Annotated in this window: 33 protein-coding genes; 14 read left to right on the forward strand and 19 right to left on the reverse strand. The window is 68.3% G+C overall.

Annotation, left to right across the window (positions count from 1 at the left end):
• Positions 1-2: 2 nt before the first annotated feature.
• The 8 genes from dsrK to dsrA are packed head-to-tail and all read right to left on the reverse strand — an operon-like array spanning position 3 to position 6,068.
• Complete coding sequence (gene dsrK, locus HZ992_RS09005) at positions 3-1,535, reverse strand: sulfate reduction electron transfer complex DsrMKJOP subunit DsrK (RefSeq protein ID WP_209386322.1); 1,533 nt, start codon at positions 1,533-1,535, stop codon at positions 3-5.
• Between the two features lie 4 nt (positions 1,536-1,539).
• Complete coding sequence (locus HZ992_RS09010) at positions 1,540-2,268, reverse strand: respiratory nitrate reductase subunit gamma (RefSeq protein WP_209386323.1); 729 nt, start codon at positions 2,266-2,268, stop codon at positions 1,540-1,542.
• A 34-nt stretch (positions 2,269-2,302) separates the two neighbouring features.
• Complete coding sequence (locus HZ992_RS09015) at positions 2,303-2,635, reverse strand: TusE/DsrC/DsvC family sulfur relay protein (protein ID WP_209386324.1); 333 nt, start codon at positions 2,633-2,635, stop codon at positions 2,303-2,305.
• A 17-nt stretch (positions 2,636-2,652) separates the two neighbouring features.
• Positions 2,653-2,952 (reverse strand): sulfurtransferase complex subunit TusB, encoded by a 300-nt coding sequence (gene tusB / locus HZ992_RS09020; RefSeq protein ID WP_209386325.1) that lies wholly within the window; start codon positions 2,950-2,952, stop codon positions 2,653-2,655.
• A gap of 9 nt (positions 2,953-2,961) precedes the next feature.
• A complete protein-coding gene (gene tusC, locus HZ992_RS09025; protein ID WP_209386326.1) occupies positions 2,962-3,318 on the reverse strand; it encodes a sulfurtransferase complex subunit TusC in 357 nt (118 codons plus the stop codon).
• Positions 3,319-3,330: 12 nt separating this feature from the next.
• Positions 3,331-3,690, reverse strand: a complete 360-nt coding sequence (gene tusD / locus HZ992_RS09030; RefSeq protein ID WP_209386327.1) for a sulfurtransferase complex subunit TusD — start codon at positions 3,688-3,690, stop codon at positions 3,331-3,333.
• A 1-nt stretch (position 3,691) separates the two neighbouring features.
• On the reverse strand, positions 3,692-4,762 hold the full coding sequence (dsrB, locus tag HZ992_RS09035) for a dissimilatory-type sulfite reductase subunit beta (protein WP_209386328.1): 1,071 nt from the start codon (positions 4,760-4,762) through the stop codon (positions 3,692-3,694).
• Positions 4,763-4,775: 13 nt separating this feature from the next.
• Positions 4,776-6,068, reverse strand: coding sequence for a dissimilatory-type sulfite reductase subunit alpha (gene dsrA / locus HZ992_RS09040; protein ID WP_209386329.1), 1,293 nt, complete (start codon positions 6,066-6,068; stop codon positions 4,776-4,778).
• A 168-nt stretch (positions 6,069-6,236) separates the two neighbouring features.
• Between dsrA and HZ992_RS09045 the strand changes: the two genes are divergently transcribed.
• From HZ992_RS09045 to HZ992_RS09090, 10 genes are read left to right on the forward strand one after another with little or no spacing between them, the layout of a single operon-like run.
• Positions 6,237-6,452: a DUF6967 family protein gene (locus HZ992_RS09045; RefSeq protein WP_209386330.1), complete on the forward strand. Its 216-nt coding sequence runs from the start codon at positions 6,237-6,239 to the stop codon at positions 6,450-6,452.
• Positions 6,449-7,060 carry a type I-MYXAN CRISPR-associated protein Cas6/Cmx6 gene (gene cas6 / locus HZ992_RS09050; protein ID WP_209386331.1) on the forward strand — a complete coding sequence of 204 codons (612 nt, stop codon included), beginning with the start codon at positions 6,449-6,451 and terminating at the stop codon, positions 7,058-7,060. Before HZ992_RS09045 ends, cas6 begins: the two co-directional genes overlap by 4 nt.
• Positions 7,061-7,087: 27 nt before the next feature.
• On the forward strand, positions 7,088-7,417 hold the full coding sequence (locus HZ992_RS09055) for a TusE/DsrC/DsvC family sulfur relay protein (RefSeq protein WP_209386332.1): 330 nt from the start codon (positions 7,088-7,090) through the stop codon (positions 7,415-7,417).
• Positions 7,418-7,426: 9 nt separating this feature from the next.
• Positions 7,427-8,038 carry a hypothetical protein gene (locus tag HZ992_RS09060; RefSeq protein WP_209386333.1) on the forward strand — a complete coding sequence of 204 codons (612 nt, stop codon included), beginning with the start codon at positions 7,427-7,429 and terminating at the stop codon, positions 8,036-8,038.
• A gap of 2 nt (positions 8,039-8,040) precedes the next feature.
• Positions 8,041-8,964, forward strand: coding sequence for a TauD/TfdA family dioxygenase (locus tag HZ992_RS09065; protein WP_209386334.1), 924 nt, complete (start codon positions 8,041-8,043; stop codon positions 8,962-8,964).
• A gap of 12 nt (positions 8,965-8,976) precedes the next feature.
• Positions 8,977-10,458, forward strand: coding sequence for a 2Fe-2S iron-sulfur cluster-binding protein (locus HZ992_RS09070; protein ID WP_209386335.1), 1,482 nt, complete (start codon positions 8,977-8,979; stop codon positions 10,456-10,458).
• Positions 10,458-10,772, forward strand: a complete 315-nt coding sequence (locus HZ992_RS09075; RefSeq protein WP_209386336.1) for a S24 family peptidase — start codon at positions 10,458-10,460, stop codon at positions 10,770-10,772. Before HZ992_RS09070 ends, HZ992_RS09075 begins: the two co-directional genes overlap by 1 nt.
• Positions 10,773-10,788: 16 nt before the next feature.
• Positions 10,789-11,007: a hypothetical protein gene (locus HZ992_RS09080; RefSeq protein WP_209386337.1), complete on the forward strand. Its 219-nt coding sequence runs from the start codon at positions 10,789-10,791 to the stop codon at positions 11,005-11,007.
• Positions 11,008-11,017: 10 nt separating this feature from the next.
• Positions 11,018-11,461: a hypothetical protein gene (locus HZ992_RS09085; protein WP_209386338.1), complete on the forward strand. Its 444-nt coding sequence runs from the start codon at positions 11,018-11,020 to the stop codon at positions 11,459-11,461.
• Positions 11,458-12,513 carry an Sfum_1244 family protein gene (locus HZ992_RS09090; RefSeq protein ID WP_209386339.1) on the forward strand — a complete coding sequence of 352 codons (1,056 nt, stop codon included), beginning with the start codon at positions 11,458-11,460 and terminating at the stop codon, positions 12,511-12,513. The genes HZ992_RS09085 and HZ992_RS09090 overlap by 4 nt, the downstream gene beginning before the upstream one ends.
• A 7-nt stretch (positions 12,514-12,520) precedes the next feature.
• On the opposite strand, the gene HZ992_RS09095 is transcribed toward HZ992_RS09090, so the two are convergent.
• From HZ992_RS09095 to HZ992_RS09115, 5 genes are read right to left on the reverse strand one after another with little or no spacing between them, the layout of a single operon-like run.
• A complete protein-coding gene (locus HZ992_RS09095; protein WP_209386340.1) occupies positions 12,521-13,090 on the reverse strand; it encodes a Tll0287-like domain-containing protein in 570 nt (189 codons plus the stop codon).
• Positions 13,091-13,117: 27 nt separating this feature from the next.
• Positions 13,118-14,239: a YeeE/YedE family protein gene (locus HZ992_RS09100; protein WP_209386341.1), complete on the reverse strand. Its 1,122-nt coding sequence runs from the start codon at positions 14,237-14,239 to the stop codon at positions 13,118-13,120.
• Positions 14,240-14,263: 24 nt separating this feature from the next.
• On the reverse strand, positions 14,264-15,148 hold the full coding sequence (locus tag HZ992_RS09105; RefSeq protein ID WP_209386342.1) for a hypothetical protein: 885 nt from the start codon (positions 15,146-15,148) through the stop codon (positions 14,264-14,266).
• An 8-nt stretch (positions 15,149-15,156) separates the two neighbouring features.
• Positions 15,157-15,627 carry a sulfur carrier protein DsrE2 gene (locus HZ992_RS09110; protein WP_209386343.1) on the reverse strand — a complete coding sequence of 157 codons (471 nt, stop codon included), beginning with the start codon at positions 15,625-15,627 and terminating at the stop codon, positions 15,157-15,159.
• A 4-nt stretch (positions 15,628-15,631) separates the two neighbouring features.
• Complete coding sequence (locus HZ992_RS09115) at positions 15,632-15,859, reverse strand: sulfurtransferase TusA family protein (protein WP_209386344.1); 228 nt, start codon at positions 15,857-15,859, stop codon at positions 15,632-15,634.
• 161 nt (positions 15,860-16,020) lie between these two features.
• On the opposite strand from HZ992_RS09115, the gene soxY reads away from it, so the two are divergent.
• Together soxY and soxZ are read left to right on the forward strand one after the other, a co-directional pair.
• Positions 16,021-16,479, forward strand: coding sequence for a thiosulfate oxidation carrier protein SoxY (gene soxY / locus HZ992_RS09120; protein WP_209386345.1), 459 nt, complete (start codon positions 16,021-16,023; stop codon positions 16,477-16,479).
• Positions 16,480-16,496: 17 nt separating this feature from the next.
• Positions 16,497-16,808, forward strand: coding sequence for a thiosulfate oxidation carrier complex protein SoxZ (soxZ, locus tag HZ992_RS09125; RefSeq protein ID WP_209386346.1), 312 nt, complete (start codon positions 16,497-16,499; stop codon positions 16,806-16,808).
• Positions 16,809-16,826: 18 nt separating this feature from the next.
• Here the strand turns inward: soxZ and HZ992_RS09130 are convergent, their stop codons facing one another.
• Genes HZ992_RS09130 through HZ992_RS09145 form a run of 4 tightly spaced genes read right to left on the reverse strand, consistent with a single transcriptional unit; the run spans position 16,827 to position 18,809 of the window.
• Positions 16,827-17,717: an alpha/beta hydrolase gene (locus tag HZ992_RS09130; protein ID WP_245213403.1), complete on the reverse strand. Its 891-nt coding sequence runs from the start codon at positions 17,715-17,717 to the stop codon at positions 16,827-16,829.
• Complete coding sequence (locus tag HZ992_RS09135) at positions 17,714-17,977, reverse strand: DUF4102 domain-containing protein (RefSeq protein WP_209386347.1); 264 nt, start codon at positions 17,975-17,977, stop codon at positions 17,714-17,716. The genes HZ992_RS09130 and HZ992_RS09135 overlap by 4 nt, the downstream gene beginning before the upstream one ends.
• A complete protein-coding gene (locus tag HZ992_RS09140) occupies positions 17,974-18,417 on the reverse strand; it encodes a rhodanese-like domain-containing protein (protein WP_209386348.1) in 444 nt (147 codons plus the stop codon). Before HZ992_RS09140 ends, HZ992_RS09135 begins: the two co-directional genes overlap by 4 nt.
• Positions 18,414-18,809: a DUF302 domain-containing protein gene (locus HZ992_RS09145; protein ID WP_209386349.1), complete on the reverse strand. Its 396-nt coding sequence runs from the start codon at positions 18,807-18,809 to the stop codon at positions 18,414-18,416. Before HZ992_RS09145 ends, HZ992_RS09140 begins: the two co-directional genes overlap by 4 nt.
• 327 nt (positions 18,810-19,136) lie before the next feature.
• Between HZ992_RS09145 and HZ992_RS09150 the strand changes: the two genes are divergently transcribed.
• Positions 19,137-19,784, forward strand: a complete 648-nt coding sequence (locus HZ992_RS09150; RefSeq protein ID WP_209386350.1) for a hypothetical protein — start codon at positions 19,137-19,139, stop codon at positions 19,782-19,784.
• Between the two features lie 43 nt (positions 19,785-19,827).
• Here the strand turns inward: HZ992_RS09150 and HZ992_RS09155 are convergent, their stop codons facing one another.
• A complete protein-coding gene (locus HZ992_RS09155) occupies positions 19,828-20,328 on the reverse strand; it encodes a cupin domain-containing protein (RefSeq protein ID WP_245213404.1) in 501 nt (166 codons plus the stop codon).
• Between the two features lie 56 nt (positions 20,329-20,384).
• A complete protein-coding gene (locus HZ992_RS09160; RefSeq protein WP_209386351.1) occupies positions 20,385-20,795 on the reverse strand; it encodes a PRC-barrel domain-containing protein in 411 nt (136 codons plus the stop codon).
• A 294-nt stretch (positions 20,796-21,089) separates the two neighbouring features.
• Between HZ992_RS09160 and HZ992_RS09165 the strand changes: the two genes are divergently transcribed.
• Positions 21,090-22,061: a magnesium and cobalt transport protein CorA gene (locus HZ992_RS09165; protein ID WP_209386352.1), complete on the forward strand. Its 972-nt coding sequence runs from the start codon at positions 21,090-21,092 to the stop codon at positions 22,059-22,061.
• Positions 22,062-22,070: the final 9 nt, after the last annotated feature.

A 22,070-nucleotide genomic window follows, 5' to 3' on the forward strand; every position in this document is an offset into this window, starting at 1 on the left:
GTTCAGTGCGGCTCGCCGAGCCGGATCGACTTGCTGACGAGCTGGTGCACGCCGCCGACCATGCCCATGTCGAAGCCGTAGTAGGGCAGCACCTTGCTGAACTGCGCCTTGCAGATCGCGCAGATCGTCGCCATGAAGTTCACGCCGTGCTGGTCGACGACGTTCTTCAGCGCCTCCATGCGCGGCAGCGCCCCCTTGACGCGCAGCTCGATCAGGTCGTCGGTCAGCAGGCCGCCGCCGCCTCCGCAGCAGAAGGTGCTCTCGTGGATGGTTTCCGGCGCCATGTCGTGGAACCGGTTTGCCACCGCCTTGATGATCTCGCGCGGGATCACGAATTGCCCGCCGGGCATGTCGCCCATGCGCGAGGCGCGCGCCACGTTGCACGAGTCGTGGAAGGTGATGATGCGGTCGTCGTTCTTCTCTTTGTCGAACTTCAGTGCGCCGCGCTGGATCAGGTCGTAGGTGAGCTCGCAGATGTGCATCGGCTGCTTGTAGCGGCCGTCGAGCTGGCTCTGCAGCTGGATCGCGAAGGGGTCGGTGCCGCCCGCGCCGATGCCCACCAGCGTGTTCCAGAAGCTGTAGGCCACGCGCCAGGCATGGCCGCATTCACCGACCACGATGCGCTTGACGCCGAGCTCCAGCGCCGCCTCGCGGATGCGCAGCGCGATCTTGCGCAGCTGCTCGTAGTTGCCGATGAACATGCCGAAGTTGCCGGCCTCGCTGGCCTTCGAGCTGAGCGTCCAGCTGATGCCGGCGGCGTGGAACACCTTGCCGTAGCCGATAAGGCTCTCGACGTGCGGCTCGGCGAAGAAGTCGGCGCTGGGCGTGACCAGCAGCACCTCGGCGCCCTGCACGTCCAGCGGGTAGCGCACGTCGACGCCGGTGTCTTCCTTGACGTCTTCCTCCAGCCCCAGCAGCGTGTCTTCCAGCGCCGGGCCGGGCAGGCCGAGGTTGTTGCCGATGCGGTGGACCTTGCCGATGATCTCGTTGCTGTACTTCTGGCCCAGGCCCACCGCGTCCATGATCTCGCGCGCGGCCATGGTGATCTCGGCGGTGTCGATGCCGTAGGGGCAGAACACCGAGCAGCGGCGGCACTCCGAGCACTGGTGGTAGTAGGCGTACCAGTCGTCCAGCACGTCCTTCGTCATGTCGACCGCGCCGACCAGCTTCGGGAAATGCTTGCCGGCGAAGGTGAAGTAGCGCCGGTACACCGCGCGCATCAGGTCCTGGCGCGCCACCGGCATGTTCTTCGGGTCGCCGGTGCCCAGGAAGTAGTGGCACTTGTCGGAGCAGGCGCCGCAATGCACGCAGGCGTCCATGTAGACGCGCAAGGACCGGTACTTGCCCAGCAGCTCGCCCATCTTGGCGATGGCACGCTGCTCCCAGCCTTCGGCCAGTTCGCCGGGGAAGCCGATGTTCTGCTGGATCGCCGACGAAGCGACGTAGGGCTTGCTGTGCGCCATCGAGCCCTCGGCGATCAGCGGGATCACCGGGTAGGGCTTGAGCTTGGGCGTCTCGAAGGCGGCGGTGGCCATGGTTCTACTTGTCGAGTGCGGCCGCCCAGGCCGCGACGTGGCGCACTTCGCGCGGGTTGTCGACCTGGTTGCGGGACGGGCTGAAGAACAGGCCCGGCGCGTGCAGCAGCTTGCTGATCGGGAACACGAACATCAGCAGCGCCACCAGCGTGAGGTGCAGCAGCAGCAGCGGGTCGCCGGGCAGCGGCTGCCAGTCGAATCGCATCAGCCCGAGCATGAAGGCCTTCAGCGCGACGATGTCGGTGTGCGCCACGAAGCGCATCGTCAGGCCCGACAGGCCGATCGCCAGCAGCAGCGCCAGGTGCAGGTGGTCCGAGGGCGTGGAGATGTAGCGCACGCGATCGACCAGGAAGCGCCGCGCCCACAGGCCGGCCAGGCCGGCCACCATCGCGAAGCCGGCATAGGTGCCGAAGAACTGCACCCACAGCACCGGCGTCCACACCGGTTCCTGGAAGTAGCGCAGGTGGCGCAGCAGCACCAGCAGCAGCGCGGCATGGAACATCCAGCCGAAGATCCAGGTCCACTTGCTGGACTTGAACAGGCTCTCGAACAGCACCACCTCGCGCGCCAGCCGCAGCGCCACGCCGCCTTGCGTGGTTGGCGCTGGCGTGGTCGGGATCTTCAGCGGCGCGGGCGTGCGCAGGTAGCTGCGGATCTTCAGCGCGACGCCGATCACCAGCATCGCGGTGGCCGCATAGAACAGCAGCGCGTAGGCGATCGTGAGGGCTGACATGCGAATCGCTTCCGCGCGCGGTGGGCTCGCTGTATCAGACGCAGCCGGTCGGCTTGGGCAGGCCGGCGATCTTGCAGGCCTGCTTGGCCGGGCCGTAGGGGAACAGCTCGTAGAGGTACTTGCTGTTGCCCTTGTCCGGCCCGAGCTGCTTGCCGATCGCCTTGGTCAGCACGCGCACGGCCGGGGCGATCTGGTACTCGTTGTAGTAGTCGCGCAGGAAGTTGACGACTTCCCAGTGGCTGGGCGTCATCTCGACGTTTTCGGTCTTGGCGATGACGTTGGCGACCGCCTCGTCCCACTCGGCGAGGTTGATGAGGTAACCCTCTTCGTCGGTTTCGTAGTTCTTGCCGTTGATTTCGATGCCCATGTCGATCTCCTTGAAATTCAGAGCCAGGTCTGGTTGTTGGTGTGCTCGGCGACGAGGTCGACGAAGCCGGTGTAGTCGACGGCGGTGACGCCCTCGGCCAGGGCCGCGGCGACGCCGCGGGCTTCGAGATCGGGTCGCAGTGCGTAGACCTTCAGGCGCTTGAGCGCTTCGGCCAGCCCGGCCGACGCGGCGCCGGCCTGGGTGGCGGCGTAGACGCCGTCCTCGATGAGCAGCAGCGCGTGGCCGTCCTGGGCCAGGCGCAGGCAGCTCGCGAGCGAACTGGTCTGGCGGTGCGACTTGTTGACGATGTGCAGCATGGCCACTCCTCAGAAGCTCAGGACCACGTCCTGCTCGGCCATCAGCGCGGCCATCTCGGTGCTCGAGAGCACCTCGACATCGACGATCAGGTCGTCTTCGCCGAGGCCGCGAGCCTCCATGGACTCGCGCTCGACATAGAGTTTCTCGACGTCGTAACCGTCCAGGGCGCGATAGGTCTTGGAGTGGTTCTTGATGCCGATGCCCTTCGTGTCCTGGCCCTTGGTCAGCTCGTAGACGCCGTCGTCGACGAACACCAGGCTGACGTCCTGGTCGAAGGTGGCGGCGATCAGCACCACCTCCAGGCTCTCGAGCGCGTAGATCGTCCCGTAGGGGGCCTTGCGGTTGACGAACATGAACTTCTTCATCGATCGCTCCGTTCAGTCGCCGAAGGTGACCATGCGGTCCGCCTTGATGCCGCTGTCCACCAGCTGGCCGAGGCCGCTGATGCGGAAGCCCGGCGCCAGCACCTCGTCCTTGATGCCGCGGCGCAGCGCCGCGGCCACGCACACCACCAAGTCGACCTTGTGCTCGGCGTTCAGCGCCGACCAGCGGTTGACGATGTGGCGGTCGTCCTGCGGCGGCTCGGTGAGGCGGGTCGCGTTGTAGACGCCGTCATGATAGAAGAAGACGCGGTGGATCTCATGCCCCTTGGCGATGGCGGCCTGGCAGAACTGCCAGGCGCTGTCCGCCGCCTGATGGGTGTACGGTCCTTCGCTGAGCAGGATGCCGAACTTCATCTCAGAACCTGATGTGCGTCGACGCGTTCAGGTTGGCCCGCGAGCCGCGCCAGTCGTCGATCAGGTACTTGGTGAAGGGCAGGTCGCACTTCTCGAAAAAGCGCGGCCAGCCGATGCGCTCCACCCAGTCGGCGATGCGCTCCCACGAGCGGGCGTCTTCCTTGTAGGTGTAGAGGATCTTCTTGACGATCTCCGACACCTCGGGCCAGCGCGGCGGGTTGTTCGGCAACCCGGAGGCGACCATCTTCATGAAGGTCGGCTTGCCGCGCGCGTTGGAGTTCTTGCCGCCCACCCAGATGGCCAGCTTGGAGTACTCCGGGTCGTTGATCTGCATTGGCGGGCACGGGGGGTAGCAGGCGCCGCAGCAGATGCACTTCTTCTCGTCGACTTCCAGCGAAGGCTTGCCGTTGACCAGCGCCGGGCGGATCGCCGCCACCGGGCAGCGCGCCACCACCGCGGGGCGCTCGCAGACGTTGGCCACCAGGTCGTGGTTGATCTTCGGCGGCTTGGTGTGCTGCACGATGATCGCGATATCGGCCTGGCCGCCGCAGTTGATCTCGCAGCAGCTGGTGGACAGGTGCACGCGGTTGGGCATGTCCTCCTTGATGAACTCGGTGTAGAGGTCGTCCATCAGCGCCTTCACCGCGCCCGAGGCATCGGTGCCGGGGATGTCGCAGTGCAGCCAGCCCTGGGTGTGGGCGATCATCGACACCGAGTTGCCGGTGCCGCCCACGGGGAAGCCGGCTTCGGTGAGCGCGCCGATCAGCGGGTCGACCTTGGCCGGGTCGGACACCATGAACTCGATGTTGCTGCGGATCGTGAAGCGCACATGCCCTTCGGCGTACGTGTCGGCGATGTCGCAGAGCTTGCGGATGGTGTAGACGTCCATCTGCCGTTGCGTGCCGGCGCGCACGCTCCACACCTCGTCGCCGCTGTGCGAGACGTGGTGCAGCACACCGGGGCGCGGCCGGTCGTGGTAGCGCCAGTTGCCGTAGTTCTTCAGCAGGGCAGGGTGCAGGTAGGGCCGGTTGTCCGGCACGCCGCTTTCGATGGGGGTGCGCATCGTGGCCATGGTCTCGGGCTCCTCAGGCGGTCTTCTTCGCGTTGATGCGGGCGACTTCGTCGTCCCAGCCATCCATGCGAACGTAGGGGTTGGTGCGCGGCGTGGCGACCATGTTCGGGTCGATGTCCACGCCGATGCCTTCGAGGAAATTGACCAGGCCGATGCGCTCGATCATCTCGCCGGTGCGCTCGTGCTCGAGCGCGTTCTCGGCGAAGAAGTCGATCACCTTCTGGCCGAGCTCGACCAGCGCCTCGTAGTCTTCCTCGGTCTTCAGCGGCAGGAAAGGCACGACCACGGTGCCCATCAGGTCGCCGATCTTCAGCGTGCGCTTGCCGCCGATCAGGATGGTGGCGCCGGTGTCGGTGCCCTTGGCCAGCGCGCCGGTCATCACGTTGACGCAGTGCATGCAGCGCACGCAGTTGCTGTTGTCGATCTCCAGCGCGTGGCTGTCGCTGATCTTCACGCTGGAGATGGTCGGGCCCTGGGCGACGTCCTTGACCTCCTTGAGCAGGATGGTCTTGGTCGGGCAGCGCGAGATCACGTTGTTGACCAGCTCGTTCATGCCGTGGGCATCGAACCACTTGCGCGCCAGGCCTTCGTCGGTGCGCATGTTGTCGCGCCAGGTGCCGATGACGGCCATGTCCGAGCGCTGGATCGAGTTCATGCAGTCGTTCGGGCAGCCCGAGAACTTGAACTTGAACTTGTAGGGCAGCGCCGGGCGGTGGATGTCGTCGAGGAAGGTGTTGATCACCTGCCGGTGCGCCTTGGCCTCGTCGTAGCAGCTCTGCTCGCAGCGCGCCGCGCCGACGCAGCTCATCGAGGTGCGCACCGCCGGGCCGGCGCCGCCGAGGTCGAATCCGAGCTCGTTGAGCTCGTCGAAGGCGTCCTGCACCTTGTCGGTCTTGGCGCCCTGGAACATGATGTCCCCGGACTGGCCGTGGAAGGCGATCAGGCCCGAGCCGTGGCGCTCCCAGATGTCGCACATCTTGCGCAGCACCTCGGTGTTGTAGTGCATGCCGGCGGGCGGCTGCACGCGCAGCGTGTGGAACTCGGCGGCGTCGGGGAACACCGGCTTGTCGTTCTCGTCCTTCAGCTCGGTGAAGCGCGGGATCACGCCGCCGCCGTAGCCGAACACGCCGACCGTGCCGCCCTTCCAGTAGCCCTTCTTGGTGCGGTAGGACGTCTCCAGCTGACCCATCAGGTCGACCATGTAGTCCTTGTCCTTGGCCAGCCGCTTCAGGCCGGTCACGAAACTGGGCCAGGGTCCGCTCTCGAGCTGGTCGAGCATCGGCGTGTCGTGCATCTTCTTGGCCATGGTCATGTCTCCTTGGGTGGACGGATCCTAGGCAGCCCCCCCGGCGCGCGCCATCACTCTGGTTGGGTGCCGAGGCATTACCCAAAAGGGTTATGCGGGGCTTACCCGTCGCGGTGATAGACGCCCCGTGCCCCTGCCGCGCTCAATGGCGAGGCATTGGAGAGCGTCATGACCCGTGTGACACCGCTGGACAAGCTGCGCGTGCCCCTGGGCGGACAGGAGATCGAGCTGCAGCAGATCGACTTCGAGGCCGGCGGCATGAGCCTGCTGCGCACCCGCATCCGCGAGAAGAGCCGCTTCACCGTGTTCGAGATCGACGCGCAGACGGCGGCGGCGTGGGGGCAGGCCCTGCTGCGCTGGGCAGATTCGCAGCAGGCGCGATGAACACCGCTGCAGCCGCACGCGTCGACGTGGCCTTCCCCCTGCAAGGCCACGCTCTGCCTCGCGACCACCGTCTCGCGCTCGCGCAGGCTGTCGCGGCGGTGCTGCCCTGGCTCGCCGACGACCCGCAGGCCGCGGTGCACCCGGTGAAGCTGGTGCACGGCAGCGGCGAGCCGGCGCTGCTGTCGGCCCGCTCGCGGCTGATGCTGCGCGTGGCGCGAGAGCGGGCCGCCGAGCTGCACGCACTGGCCGGCCGCACGCTGCGCGTGGCCGGTCACGAGCTCACACTCGGCGAACCGCAACTGCGCGAGCTGCTGCCGCACACCACGCTGTACGCGCATTTCGTCGACGCGGGCGAGGCCGACGAGGCTGCCTTCCTCGACGCCGTCGGCGCCGAGTTGCAGCAGCTCGACGTGAGCTGTCACCGCGTCTGCGGGCGCGAACAGGAATGGCGCGGCCCGCAGCGGCCGCTGCACGGCTTCAGCCTGATGTTGCACGGCCTGCGCGCCGCGGCGGCGCTGCGGGTGCTGGAGCAGGGCCTGGGGGCGCACCGGCTGCTGGGCTGCGGCGTGTTCGTGCCGCACAAGTCGGCCGCCGCCGTGGGCGATTGAGTGACCTGAACGAGGAGATCCTGAACGATGAGCTACACCGTGAACGGCGCCGAACTCGAGACCGACGGCGAGGGCTACCTGCTCGAACCCGACTACAGCGACGAGGTGGTGCGCGTGATCGCCGCCGCCGAGAACATCACGCTGACCGACGAGCACTGGAAGGTCGTCAACTACCTGCGCGACGAGTACCGCGAGCACGGCCACACGCCCAACTTCCGCAACATGCTCAAGGGCCTGGGCGCGGTGATGCCCGGCTGCGACAGCAAGGCGCTGTACGACCTGTTCCCCACCGGCCCGGCCAAGCAGGGCGCCAAGGTGGCCGGCCTGCCGCAGCCGCTGGGCAAGGGCGGGTACTGAGCCCACATCATGGCCACCAACCTGCGCATCAAGGCCCACTGGTTCAAGGCCGAGCAGCCGAAGAGCCCGGAGCAGACCGCCAGCGCGATGGCCTTCATCGCCTGGCGCGTGGCGATCAACATGCTCAAGCGCATGCGCGAGGCGGGTTTCGACATCGACGCCGGGCCGGCCTACTTCGGCTTCGTGCGCGAGGTGCTGGTGTTCCTCCTGTGCGGCATCGACCGCATGGCCTATGCGCAGCTGGGCGCCGAGGCACGCACGCCGTTCACCACCGCGCTGGTGCTGCGGGTGGCGGAGATCCTGCGCGAGAACGAGGCCGACCTGCTCGGCCCGGTCGAAGGCGACGACTACCGCGAGCGCTTCATCGACCAGTTCAATGCGCTGTCCTCGCACTACGCCGAGTTCGGCTGGAGCGAGCCCGATGGCCCCGACTTCGCCTTCGTGCGCTATCTCGGCAGCCGGCTCGAGGCCACCGTGCCGGAGAAGGATCGCCACTGGGTCATCGACCAGGTGATGGCGGCCGAGGTGCCCGAGGCCGTGGGCATGCTGCAGCGTTCGATGCAGGGTGTGTTCTCGACCGAGCCGCGCAGCGCGCGGCGCGGCTCGCTGAGTGGAGACTGACGATGAACGCCATGCCGGCCCCGATCACGCCACGCACCGGCGGCGTCGCGGGCAACCCGTTCGACCTCGACGACGACCGTGCCTGGCGCGACTGGCGCGAGGCCAAGCTGGCCGACCTGCCGCGCAGCGCCGAGTTGCTCACGGTGAGCCTGCGCGACCCGCTGGCGCTCACCCCGGCGGAGCGCACGGCGCTGCTCGATCGCTGCGCGCGCCACAACATGGTCCTCTATCGCAGCCCGGCCACGGGCGAAGACAAGGCGCTGACCCGCGAGCTCGGCCGCCAGCTCGGCCTGCAGCGGCTCGATGCCAACTGGCTGGCCGACGAGGACGGCATCTCGCCGATCACCGTGCGCGAGGGTGCCGGCCCGGCGGCGGCCTTCATCCCGTACACCAACCGCGCCATCAGGTGGCACACCGACGGCTACTACCACCCGCCGCAGCGCGCCATCCGCGGCATGATCCTGCACTGCGTGCGACCCGCCGCCAGCGGCGGCAGCAACCACCTGCTCGACCACGAGCTCGCCTACCTGATGCTGCGCGACGCCGACCCGGCCCATGTGCACGCACTGATGGCCGACGACGCGATGACCATCCCGGCGCGCACCGATGAAGCGGGCGTGGCCCGGCCGGCGCAGTCCGGCCCGGTGTTCAGCGTCGATGCGCTGGGCCAGCTGCACATGCGCTACACGGCGCGCACGCGCAGCATCGAGTGGAAGGACGACGCCGCCACGCGCGCGGCGGTGGCCTGCCTGGAGGCGCTGCTGGCCAGCCCGTCGGCGCCGGTGCTGTGCGTGCACCTGGAACCCGGCATGGGCCTGGTGTCGAACAACGTGCTGCACGACCGCGACGCCTTCATCGACGACCCGCAGCGCCCGCGCCTTCTCTATCGAGCGCGCTACCTCGATCGTGTCGCCGAGCCGGACTGAGACGAGCCGCTCATGTCCCGATGGCTCACCGTCTGGCGCGCCGCCCACCTCGTGGGCGTGCCCCGCGGCGTGCTGCAGCAGCGCGTGCGCAACGGCGAGCTGCCGCTGTCCGACGGCATGGTCTCCACCGATGCACTGCTGCGCCTGTACCCGCAGGCCCAGCTCGAGGACGGCGGCCTGCTCGAGCGTGTCGTTCAGATCAAGGACGAGGCCTTCGGCCGGCGCGTGCGCGAGCGCATCCTGCCCAGCCAGGAGGTGCTGGCGCAGCGGCTGTTCCGCCAGAGCCAGGAGCTGGCCAACCTGCGCCGCCACCTGCAGTGCTACCACGCGCTGGTGCTGGAGTTGCGCGACGCCGCGCGTGCGCAGTCCGAAGCGGCGCCGCAGGACGAGGGGCTGCGCCGCCTCCTCGCCCAGGCGAGCTCGGGCCTGGCCCGCGCGCTCGCCACCGAACCCGTCGACAGGCTGGACGTGATGGACGACATGCTCAAGGTGATGTGTGCCCAGGTGACGGTGCGCCCGAGCGGCCACCAGTTCAGCGTGGAGGGCCACGACACGCTGCTGCAGGCGGGGCTGCGCGCCGGCCTGAAGCTCAACTACGGCTGCGGCAACGGCACCTGCGGCATGTGCAAGGTGCGTGTCATCGACGGCGAGGTGGCGCGCGTGCAGCACACCGACTACCCGCTGTCCGAGGCCGAGAAGGCGCAGGGCTACACGCTGATGTGCGCCCACACGGCAGCCAGCAGCGAGCTGACGCTGGAGACGCTGGAGGCCGGTGGCCCGCGTGACATCGCGCCGCAGCAGATCGTCACCACCGTGCGCCAGGTGCGCGAACTGGGCGCCGACACGCGCATGCTGCACCTGCAGACGCCCCGCACGCACCGGCTGCGCTTCCTCGCCGGCCAGTCGGTGACGCTCGGCCTGAGCGGCGGCAACTCGGGCAAGGACGACACGCACCTCACGCTGCCGGTGGCGAGCTGCCCCTGCGACGACCGCAATCTGCTCTTCCTGGTCGCCCGCGAGGCCGACGATTCGTTCTCTCGCCAGGTGTTCGACGGCGGCCTGCAGCCCGGCGCATCGATCGACCTGTGGGGGCCGGTGGGCGAGTTCGTGCTGGACAGCGACGAGCGGCCGCTGGTGTTCGCAGCCTGCGACCTCGGCTTCGCGCCGGTGAAGAGCCTCATCGAGCATGCCCTGGCGCGCGACGAGGCGCCCTCGCTGTCGCTGTTCTGGCTGGCCACGCGGCCCGACGGCCACTTCCTGGCCAACCAGTGCCGTGCCTGGTCGTCGGCGCTGGACGGTTTCGAGCACCACCTCGCGTACCACAGCGACGTCTCCGCCGGCGCACGGCAGCTCGCGCAGGCGATGCGTGCCGACCTGTTCGACATCGCCTGCGACTTCTACCTCGCTGGGCCCGAAGCTTTCGTGCACAGGCTGCACGATGAACTGCGCGCCGCCGGCGTCGCGGCCGGGCAGATCCGCACGGAGGTGCTGTGATGAGCGGCTGCGACAGCGGCAGCGAGTCGTTCGCGCTGATGGTGCTGGGCGACAGCATGGTGCCGGAGTTCAACGAGGGCGAGATCATCGTCGTCGAGCCCGATGGCGCCACCCGCGACGGCTCCTTCGTGCTCGCCTTCGTCGGCGAGGAGTGGACCTTCCGCCAGCTGCGCCGCGAGGGCGAGGGCTGGCGACTGCAGCCGCTCAACCCCGCCTACGCCGCCACGCCGCTGCCCGACCTCGCCGCCTTGCGCGGCGTGGTCATCCAGAAGGCGCTGCCCGGGCGGCGCCGCGCCTCCAAGCGCTACGTGTGAACCGGAGATTCATCCCGTGCCCTATTACCTGTACCGCGTCATGCCGCTGGGCGTGCTGAAGAAGCTGAACCAGTTCGAGCGCTTCCGCGAGGCGTCCGCCGAGGCCAAGGCACTGCGTGCGACAGACCCACCGGGCACGCCGGGCAAGGTGAAGGTCATGTTCGCCGACAACGAACTGCAGGCCGAAGACCTGCTCGGCCAGGTCCGCGAAGCCGGGCCGAGCGGTGACGACTGAGGGCCACGGGATGGACGACCGGGGTTCCGCGGCCTCGTCGTGCTGCCACGGGCCATCGGCCTGCGTGTTCACCAAGGCCTTGATGGCGCGCTCGGCCAGTTGCGAGCTGGCCACTCGCCATGCGATGGGCGAGACGGATGCCATGACCTGCGGCTCGCCGGTCGCGCATGCCAACTGCACGACGCTGTCCGCCTTGCTGCGTGAACGTGCCGGTTTCGTGCTGCGGCTGCCGCGCCCGCCTTCGCCGCTGACGCACGTCAAGGCGCTGCAGCTGCAATGCGGCGGCCTGATCGCCCTGCAGCACATCCTGGAAGCACCGGGAGACGACGTGCACCGCATGATCGGCCTGGCGCACGAGCGCCACGGCAGCCTGCTCGACCTGCCCTGGAGAGCGATGGTCGATGCCATCGCGGCCTGGCAGCCGCGCCGGCGTCGCCCTGGCCCCGTCGCATGAAGCTTCAGCCCCTCATCGAGGCGGTGCAGACCAACTGCCACATCGCCGATGCGCGCCACGCCGCCGACCTGAGCCTGTGCACCTTCCTGCTGCAGATGCGCGAGTTCTACCGCTGGGAGAAGGGCCTGCCGCTGGGTGCGGCGCTGTCGCGAGAGGCGGTGGGGCAGTGGCTGGCGCGTCGTGAGGCACACTGGGCCGACCTGGAAGACCGCGACTTCGTGCGCCTGCCCGTGGGCGAGGGCAGCGAATTCGATGCGTTCGACGTGGCGGCGCTGAACGCGCTGCTGCAGCCGCACGGCCTGGTCTACGGGGCGGGCCTGGTCGGGCCGCAGCGGCCGGTCTTCTTCATCGCCGAGCTCGACCACCTGCAGACCCTGGATGACGGTGTCACGCTGCAGGTGTGCGGCCGCGAGTTTGCCCGCAGCCTGCTGGCGCCGCCCGCGGCGCTGCAGGGCGAGCGCATCGTGTTGCGCCGCGAATCGATGGCGCGTTGGTTGTGGGAGAAGTTCGAAGCGCTGGGCCTGAAGAAGCTCGACGGGCCGTTCCGTGCCGTGTCGCGCGCCTACGGCCTCGAGGAGGATTTCCACGCCGCGCTGCCACGCCTGCTCGACGAGCAGAGCCGCACCCTGGTGCTGCACGAGCTCGGTGAGCACCGCGCCGGCCGCTGGCTGGAACCCGGCTGGGCGGCCATGCGCCTGGCGCTGCAGGATCGGCGCACCGAGTTGCTGGTGCGCGCCGTGCGCGACCACATCGCCGACTTCACGCACACCCTGCCCACGCTGCTGGCCGAGGGCTCGGCCGCGTCGATCCACTTCTGGTTCGCCGGCTTCGACGGATTGCGGCGCCAGCTGTTCCCCACGCTGGTCGATGCCTACCAGGCCTGGTGTGCGGGCGATGCGGGCAGGGCGTTGCAGGCCCACACCGGGCGCGGTGCGCTGCACTTCACGCGGCTGGCCGAGCAGGTGCTGGCCTTGCATGCGCAGCATGCGGCGGCCGCCGAAACGCACATCGAGGCGCTGCTCTCGTCGTCGCAGGCGGTCTGCCGCGGCTAGTTCTTGTTCACTGCGGCTTCTTGATCGTCATCGCGCCGCGGATCTGGCCGAGTCCGTAGCCCACCGCCTTGTCGTCGGGGTAGAGCGCGGCCAGCCGCGCCTTCACGGCGGGGCTGAGCCGGTCGTCCGTGCCGTGGCAGCCCAGGCAGAGCTCCTGCGTGGGCAGTGCGCGCATGTAGCGGTACACCGCGCGGCCGTCTTCCTGCACCAGTTCGGCCCGCTCCAACGTGGCCGGCTTCTCGCCGGCCGCGGCCCGGCGGTCGAAATCCAGCAGCGCGGCCTGCTCCCAGGCGTCGGGCACGGCCTTCGGGTTGCGGTTGCGCAGGCTCACGCGGCGTACCGCCCAGCCGGTCTCCTGCGAGGCCGCGCGAGCCAGCCTGGGGGCCTCGTCGCGGCACATGGCGATCGCGCCTTCGGGGCCCGACTGCTTGATCTCCTCGGTCAGCACCGACAGCAGCTTGGGCGGCACCGAGCCGGCCACGGCCCGCGCTTCGGCGACCCAGGCCTCTTCTGCGGCCAGCGCCGGCAGCGCGAGCAATGCGGAAGGTGCCAGCAGGGCGATGATCAGTTTCTTCATGGTGCGGCTCCTCGGCCGGACGGCGGGTCAGGCCTCGCGCTCGGCCCGCCAGGTGATGTACTTGAGCGTGGCCGCGGCGCCGCCGACGATGCCCGCCAGCGCGACGAATGAGCCGAGTGCCAGAGTCGACACGCCGGTGAGCCCCTGGCCCACCGTGCAGCCCATCGCGGTGACACCGCCGAAGCCCATCAGCATGGCGCCGATCAGCTGGTCACGCAGGTCCTGCAGCGAGGCGAAGCCTTCCCAGCGGAAGCTGCGCGTGGCCAGCGCCCAGGCCGCGGAGCCGAGCACCACGCCCAGCGCGGTGGCGATGCCGAAGCTCAGGTGCAGCGACTTGTCGGTCCACATCAGCAGCAGCTCCAGGCTGTAGGCCAGCGGCGCGACGAAGCTGAGCGACTCGATGGTGCGCGTGTTGGTGGCGAAGTAGACCGTCTCCAGCGTGTCCGGGTTCTCGCCGAAGCCCAGGTTCCCCGATACGTACCAGCCGCCGGTGACGATGGCGCCGATGGTCAGGCCCGCGAGCCACTGCGTCGGGTTGGCGCGGAAGCGCCGGTCCATGAAGACGAACAGCAGCAGCGGCACGGCGACGGCGGCCATCACCGCGAGCAGGGCGGTCTTCGGCGCCAGGCCGCTGGCGTTCGCGAGCATAGACGCCAGGCTCTGGTCCTTCAGCCCGAAGCGGGCGAGGTCGAGCGACACCGGGTCCAGCCAGCTGGCTCGCCACTGGCCGAACAGGCCCTTGAGCGTCATGTAGGCCGAGATGGCCAGGAAGGTCAGCACCACCAGCGAGCGCACGCTGCCGCCGCCGACGCGGATCAGGTTCTTGTTGGCGCAGCCGCCGGCCAGCGACATGCCCACGCCGAACACCGCGCCGCCGAGCAGCAGCGACAGCCAGTTGAGCGTCGGGCGCTGGTAGATGCTCTTGGACAGGTCGATCAGCCCGGCATGGCCGAGCAGGTTGGCGCCGACGATGGCCACCGCGATGGCCAGCAGCCACATGCGCATGCGCCCCCAGTGGCCCATGTTGACGACATCGGATACCGCGCCCATGGTGCAGAAGTTGGCGCGGTTGGCGACCGCCCCGAAGATGAAGGCGAGGGCGAAGCCGCCCCAGATCACCACGGTGGCGGGTTGGGTGGCCAGCTCCATCGTCGTGCTCCTCGGGGGTCGTCGTCAGGGGGCCGGCGCGCCGGCGAGGCGCCCCATCGTGTGGTGGATGGCGTCGGGCGCGCGCACGATGCGCATGAACTGCCCCATGCCCAGAGCCGGCCACGACAGCGCGATGCGGTAGCGGCCGTAGAGCGCGTAGACCTTGCCGCCGACGATGAAGATCTCGTAGGGCAGCGCCGCCACGTGGTCGGCACCGATGGTGCTCACCCACCAGCCTTCGCCGGACTCGGCGTCGTTCAACGCCACGCCGAACACGGCCAACTGTGCCTGCGGCATCACCACCTCGTAGACAGGCGCCGTCTGGCCCAGCCCCTTGGCGAGGTTGTCGCGCACCGTCCGCAGCGCCTCGTCGAAGCTGCCGAAGGCATTGAGCTCGTTGCGCGGCGAATCGATGCGCTCCATGCCGAACATGTAGCGGTAGTTCGCCAGCTCGGCCTCGGGCACGTCGCCGCCGAAGGCTGCGCCGGAGCCCAGCGCATGGGCGAGGCGCTCGCGCACCGAGCGGATCGCCGGCTGCGCGGCGTCGAACTGGCCGCGCAGGTAGGCGCGGCCCCAGTAGTCGGGGTTCATGTACGACACCGTGCCGTCGCTCTTCACGCCGACGCGGATCGCCGCTGCCACGATGGCCGGCCCGCCGGCGGCACGCACCGCGTCGAGCAGCTTCGCATCGGTGACGACGACGCTGCCCTGCTGGGGCAGCCCGCGCGGCAGGTGGCGGCCGACGACCTTGAAGCCATCGGACTGCAGCTTCTGCTCGACTTGCGCCATCAGCGCGGGCAGGTCGCCGGCCGGCAGGGCCGTGCCGGAAAGGTAGGGGCCGATCGCGAAGCAGGCGGGCGCGCCCAGCAACCCGAGCAGCGCGAGCAGCGCCGTCAGCAGGCGTTTCATGGTGCGCCTCAGATGAACAGGCAGACGTCGGTCTCGCCAGCGAACTTCATGAAGGTCGCCGCGCCGCCGTACTCGATGCCGTCGATGAAGTCGGCCTTGTCGAACTCGAACAGGTCCACCGTCATCTGGCAGGCGATGAACTTGACCTCGGCTTCCTGGCACAGGTCGCGCAGCTCGGTCAGCGAGGCCACGCCCTTCTTCTTCATCTTCGCCTTCATCATCGAGGTCGCCATGGCCTGCATGCCGGGCAGCACCGAGACGATCACCGGCATGGGCACGGGCATCGGCATGGCCGGGTTGGCCAGCGGGCTGATGGCGATGCCGCTCAGGTCCTTGCGCAGCAGCTGCAGGCCGTAGAAGGTGAAGAACACCTGCACTTCCCAGCCCAGCGCTGCCGCGGTGGAGGCCAGGATCAGCGGCGGGTACGCCATGTCCAGCGCACCCTTGGTGGCGATGATCGCCATCTTCTTGGTGGCCATGGGTTCAGGCCTTGCGCAGGAAGAACACGTACTTGCCGCCTTCGGAGCCCGATTCGAGCAGCGCGTTGCCGGTCTGTTCCGCAAAGGCTGCCATGTCGCACACCGAGCCCGGGTCGGTGGCGACGACGCGCAGCACCTGGCCCGGGGCCATGTCGGCGAGCGACTTCTTCGTCTTGACGATGGGCAACGGGCAGGCGAGGCCCGAGGCGTCGAATTCCTTGTCGAAGTTCATGCGTGTCTCCAGTGCGGAGCCTATTAGCGCGGCAAGCCCTCCCCAGCGTCTATTACCGCGATGGGTGAGGCCTGATAGCCCATTTGGGTAATGGGGTTTCAGGGGGTGCCGGTTCACCATGCCGGCCAGGCTGAGCACATCCGCGCCGAGGAGGGCCCCCGATGCAAACCCGTCGAGAAATGCTGACGCGCAGTGCGTCCGTGGCTGCCGCGCTGGCAGGGCTGGGGCTGCTGCCCCAGGCGGCGCAGGCGGCCTGGTCGCAGGCTGCGTTCGATGCCAAGACCATGGGCGACCTGATGAAGGCGCTGGGCACCTCGGGCCCCGCCGAGAGCAAGGACGTCACCATCACCGGCCCCGACATCGCCGAGAACGGCGCCGTGGTGCCGGTGGGCGCGTCGACCACGCTGGCCGGCGCCAAGCGCATGCTGCTGCTGGTCGAGAAGAACCCGTCGATGCTGGCGGCGCTGTTCGACGTCACCGATGCGGTGGAGCCCAACATCTCCACCCGCGTGAAGATGGGCCAGTCGTCCAACGTGATCGCCGTGGTGATCACCGCCGACAACAAGGTGCTCTTCGCGCAGAAGGAAATCAAGGTCACGCTCGGCGGCTGCGGCGGCTGACAAACAGGGAGCACGACATGGCAGATCCGATGCGCATCCGCGCCCAGGCCGCCGGTGACAAGACCACCGTACGCGTGCTGATGAGCCACGAGATGGAGACCGGCCAGCGCAAGGACGCCGCCGGCAAGGTGGTCCCCGCCTGGTTCATCCAGGAAATCACCGCCAGCCACAACGGCAAGCCGGTGATGACGGCCCAGTGGGGCCCGTCCGTCGCGAAGAACCCCTTCCTGCAGTTCGTCATCAAGGGCGCCAAGGCCGGCGACAAGGTGACGATCGGCTGGGTCGACAACCGCGGCGACAAGCGCAGCGACGAAGCCACGGTGTCCTGAGGAGTTCGCCGGCCTCGATCAGTCCTGCTTGGCGGGCAAACAAGCCGCCTTGAGGAAGTCGACGAGCACGTCGGCTCGAGGCGCGAGCGTGGCGCTGAGGTCGTGATCGCCCTCGAGCGCCAGCAGCTCGGCACCCTGCGACACGGCTCGCAGCCGCAATGCATCGTCGAACGGCACCGTTCGGTCGTCGCGGCCATGCACGAGCAGGACCGGGCAAAGCACCCGAGGCAAGGTGGTCAGCGGGGCGATGGCATCGAACGAGGTGCCGATCACCCGCTGCACGTGACGCAGGACGTACCAGCCGATCGGGGTGAACGGGATGTGGTGCTGGGCGAGCAGCCTGCGCATCACCTCGCGCGGGTGCGCGAAGGCCGACAGACTCACGACCGCACGCACATCGTGCTGTCGCGAGGCATGCAGGATCGCCGCGCCGGCGCCCACCGAGTGGCCCAGCAGCGCGATGCGGTCGGGTGCGATCTCCGGCTGTTGCCGCAGCCATGCGAGGCCGGCGGCGATGTCCTCGGCGAAGCGTGGCAGCGAGCTGAAGTCCTCGTCGTCGCTGCGACCATGGCAGCGCGCGTCGAGCAGCAGCGTGGCGAATCCCGCGGCCCGCAGCGGCGGCACGACCGGCCACATCAACCCCGCGTTGGCACCCCAGCCGTGCATCGCCAGCACCGCCGGCCAGGGGCCATGGCCGTGCTGCGCCGGCAGCACGAGACGGGCGAAAAGCCGCCTCCCGTTGGGCCCGGCGATGTGGAGTTCTCGCAGCGACGAGGGCAAGGCGCCCTGCGCCATCTCGCCCGCCGGGTGCGGAAGGCGCGGCGCGCGCAGGCCCCGAAGGATCGCCCAGTGGGCCAGTGCCCGCAGGGCGAAGACGCCGGCGGTTGCCGCGACCGCCGCGGCGATCACGGGGTGGTGCGCGTCGAGCGTCCGGTCGGGCACAGCACGTTGCGCGGCTCGTCCCCGTGCAGGTACTGGCGCTCCTCCTCGTCGGTCGCCGGGCGGACGGCCACGATCTCCGCCTGGTGCGCGTAGAGATCCGCCAGCTCTGCCCGGGCAAGCTCGCGGGCATCGGCTTCGGCCGGGTAGGCCTTGAACCATCGCCGCGGGCGACCTTCGTATCGGTAGTCGACGACCCAGACCGTCGAGCTCCTGAACAGCTGGATCATGCGGGCGGGGCGGCCTGCAGCTTCTTCCAGGCCTGGAATCCACCCGCCACCGAGAGCGCCTTCGGGTAACCCAGCGAGCGCAGCAGCGAGGCCGCCGTCACGCTGCGCCGCCCGCTGTTGCAGATGCACAGGAGCAGATGGTCCCTGCCGTGGTGCAGCTGGTTGATCATCGTGAAGAAGGTCTTCGCGTCGATGTCCTTCGGTTGCCCGGCGTCCAGGATGTCTTGTTCGTCCTCGGTCAGCGTGTGGCCGAGCATCAGCTTCACCTCGAACATCGGGATGTGCACAGTATCGGGAATGGCGCCCTTCATCTCGATCTCGAACGATTGTCGGATGTCGATCATGGTGGCCAGCCCGAGCCTGCACAGCTCCAGCGACGTGGGCAGCGAGATCTCGAGCGCTGCCGGGTCCGCGGCCGGCGTGGCAGTGCCTGCGTTCATGCGCCACCCAGGCTGGCGCAGGCGCGGCGCAGGCGTGCTTCCGCCGCGTCGGCCACGGGCTTGATCTCGTCGCGGCCGACCAGGCCGACCATCGTCTGCGGATCCAGGAAACCCACGACCACGGTGCCGGGCGACTGCTCGCGGACGATGACGTTGCAGGGCAGCAGCAGGCCGATGTCGGGCTCGGCCTGCAGGGCCTGATGGGCCAGGGGAGGGTTGCACGCGCCGAGGATGCGATAGGGTGGCATCTCGACCTGCAGTTTGTCCTTCATGGCACGCTGCACGTCGATGTCGCTCAGGACGCCGAAGCCTTCGACCTTCAGCGCCTCGATGGTTCGCGCCAGCGCGGCGTCGAATGACAGACCCTTCAGGGTCGTGGTGAATCCATACATGCCTTGCTCCTGAGTTCGCCGCTGATCACTCTCGCGCCATCATCGATTGTCCGCGCTCCTGGGCGCCGGGGCATGGCAGACACAGGAACGCATCCTGGGCTGCGCATCACCGAGCTTATTATCCAGATGCTCATGGACGCGCCAACGTACTGCGCGGCACGCCCGCCGCGCTTGCGCAGAATCAACGGGAGATGCAGCCATGCATCGAGGGGAGGTCCGCATGTTGCATGGCCCGCTGGCGCCGGCCGGCAGGGCCAGCAGCCGATGAGAGGCGTCACCCTCGCCTCTGCCTTGCTCTGCACGTGTGTTGCGGCTCAGGCGCAGGCCGTGATCACGACCTCGCGTGCCACGGTCGATCTCGGCAGCGGCACGTGGGTGGAACTCGCACGCGGCAAGGACGTGGTGGCCAGGATCGAACGCTGGGGCGATCTCGTGGCCGAGGTGGTGACGAGTGCGAGGATCGAGGGGCGCCGCGTGCGCGCCGTGGTCACGCTGACTTCGACGCCGAGCAGCCCGGGGGGCCGGGTCAACTGGGGGCAAGAGTGCGCTGTCAGCACCGACACCGTGTGGTCGATGCCGCTGCGCGGCGGCCACCCGGAAGATGTCGAATGCACCGAGGCCACGGCCCCTGCCGACGTGGCGGCGATGCTGGAGCGCCAGCCCGAGGTGCGGGCGGCAGTCTCCGAGCGCTCGCTGCAGATGCCTGAGGAAATGGTCTCGATGTCGGCCAGGATCTTCACGCGGCACGGCAGGATGATGTCGATCGACGTGTGGGCCGACGAGGGCTTCATCGGCCTCGACGGCGGCAAGCCGGGCCTCCGGCCTGCACTCGTGGCCGCCTCCCATGCGGCCTACGCGGAGGAACTCGGTCGATGTCTGCGCGAGAGCATCTTCTCGATGCGGGGTCGCACGGGCCTTCCACCGATCAGGTTCTCCAGCGACATCGCACCTGCCGCACCTCTGCGAGTGCCCTAGCGCAGGCGCGAGAAGACTTGTCGGCGAGATGCGGGTGCCAGCCTCACTCCGACGTCTTGCCGTCGAAGTGCTCCGTGTCGGCCTCGGCATCCGACTTCGTGCGGTGCACCACCCCGTCCCGATGGTTCGGCGGCGCGTAGAGGGTGTACAGCTTCAGCGGCACCGTGCCCGTGTTGATGATGTTGTGCCTGGCGCCGGCGGGCACGACCACGGCAAACCCGGACTGAATCGACGTACGAACCCCGTCGAGCACGGCTTCACCGCTCCCCGCCTCGACCCGGAAGAACTGGTCGAGATGGTGGACCTCGGCGCCGATGTCCTCTTCGGGCTTCAGCGACATGACGACGAGCTGGCAGTTATTCGCCGTGTACAGGACCCGGCGAAAGTCGCCGTTGCCTGTGGCGATGGCCTCGATGTTCTGAACGTAACCCTTCATGGCGGCTCCCCTGGATAAATGGCCGGCGTCATCGCTCGACTCGCCGGCAGGCTCCTGCACGTGACCTTGCCCCCGCTCCCCGAAGCCCGTGGCCCGGACCTCGAGCATGGCGTCGCCATGCTCGAGGGTCGAGAGTCAGGGATGCGGAGGCGAGGCGCGGCGGCTCACTCGGCGGAATACGGCGTGCCGTAGAACTTGTGCACTCCGCTGGCCCAGGTCCTGTCCGACATCGCAGGCCAGTGGTCCTTATCGAAGCCCGGTGCGTCCTTCAGGGCGTCCTTCAAGACATTCAGCGTGAAGCGCTTGTTCGTCGTGTCCAGAGCCAGTGCCGCCCAAGGCACGGCGAACAGCTTGTCGCCCATGCCCAGCAGGCCGCCGAAGGACAAGACCGCGTAGGCAATCTTGCCGGAGGCCATGTCGATCATGAACTCCTTGATGTCGCCCAGATCCTCTCCGTCCTTGTTGTAGACGTCGTTGCCCAGAAGGGTGTCGGCACCCATGAGTGCCGGGCCCGGCCCCGACGCGCTGTTGGCGTACATGCCGAAGTTGTCGCGAGTGACGTAGTTGGTTTCCATGTCGGTTCCTGGAAGTGAGGTGTGGGGCGGCAACCCGCTGCGTCGGGCCTTTCGGCGCGGACGGCGCGGGTGCCGATGAGTGGTCGAGGAGGGCGATCGAACTTCGCGACCACGGCACAGACCATAGGACCGGCGTGGCGCTGTGTCTGTGCGGAAACAAACCAAGAAGGCCTATGCGCAGTTCCGACAAGAGAGCCACGACATGGTTCGCCAGCGCACCGACCGGCAGCAGGGCCATGCGTGCCAATGAGGGAGCGATCGGTCGGCGCTCGAACTCTGGAGGAGGACAAGGCAATGACATCCGTCATGGACAGCGTGGTCTATCGCGATGGAGCGCGCATCAGCGACGTCGCCATCGACGACATCGGCGAAGTCATCAAGCAGCCCGGCACCTTCGTCTGGCTCGGCCTGCACGAACCGGACGACAAGGTGCTGCAAAGGATCCAGCACCTCTTCGGCTTGCATGAACTGGCCATCGAGGATGCCCACCATGCCCACCAGCGGCCCAAGATCGAGGCCTACAGCAACTCGCTCTTCATCGTGCTGAAGACGGCGCAGCTCGAATCGAATCATGTCGTCTACGGCGAGACCCACCTCTTCGTCGGTCCGAACTTCCTGGTGTCGGTGCGCCACGGCGCCTCATCGAGCTATGCGCAGGTTCTCCAGCGCTGCGAGGACGGTACGAAGGGCCTGCCCAAGGGGCCCGGGTTTGCGCTGTACGCCGTCCTGGACTTCGTCGCCGACAACTACCAGCCCGTCGTGGCCCAGTTCGAAAGGGACTTCGATGCCATCGAGACCGACATCTTCAAGGATCGGTTCGACAGGCTCGTCATCGAGCGGCTGTACGCCTTGAAGCGCAATCTCCTCGAACTGCGCAATGCCGCGCTGCCGCTGGCGGAGATCAGCTCCGAACTCATGCGCCTGCACGAGGACCTGGTTCCGAAGGAGTTGCGTGCCTACTTCCGGGACATCCAGGACCATGTCTCGCGGTTGGTGGGTCTGATCGACGGCATGCGTGACATGCTGACCACCGCGATGCAGGTGAACCTGGCACTGGTGGCCAACAACCAGAACGAGGTGGTCAAGCGCCTGGCGGGCTGGGGTGCGATCCTGGCCATCCCCACGGTCGTCTTCAGCCTGTACGGCATGAACTTTCAATGGATGCCGGAGTTGAAGTGGAAGGCCGGCTATCCGATGGCTGTGGCCTTCACTGCGCTTTGCTGCATCCTTGTCTACCGTCGATTGCGGAGGGCCGGATGGGTGTAGCCCTGCCCG

The organism is Rhizobacter sp. AJA081-3 (genome assembly GCF_017795745.1).
In the GTDB taxonomy this organism is placed as follows: domain Bacteria; phylum Pseudomonadota; class Gammaproteobacteria; order Burkholderiales; family Burkholderiaceae_C; genus Piscinibacter.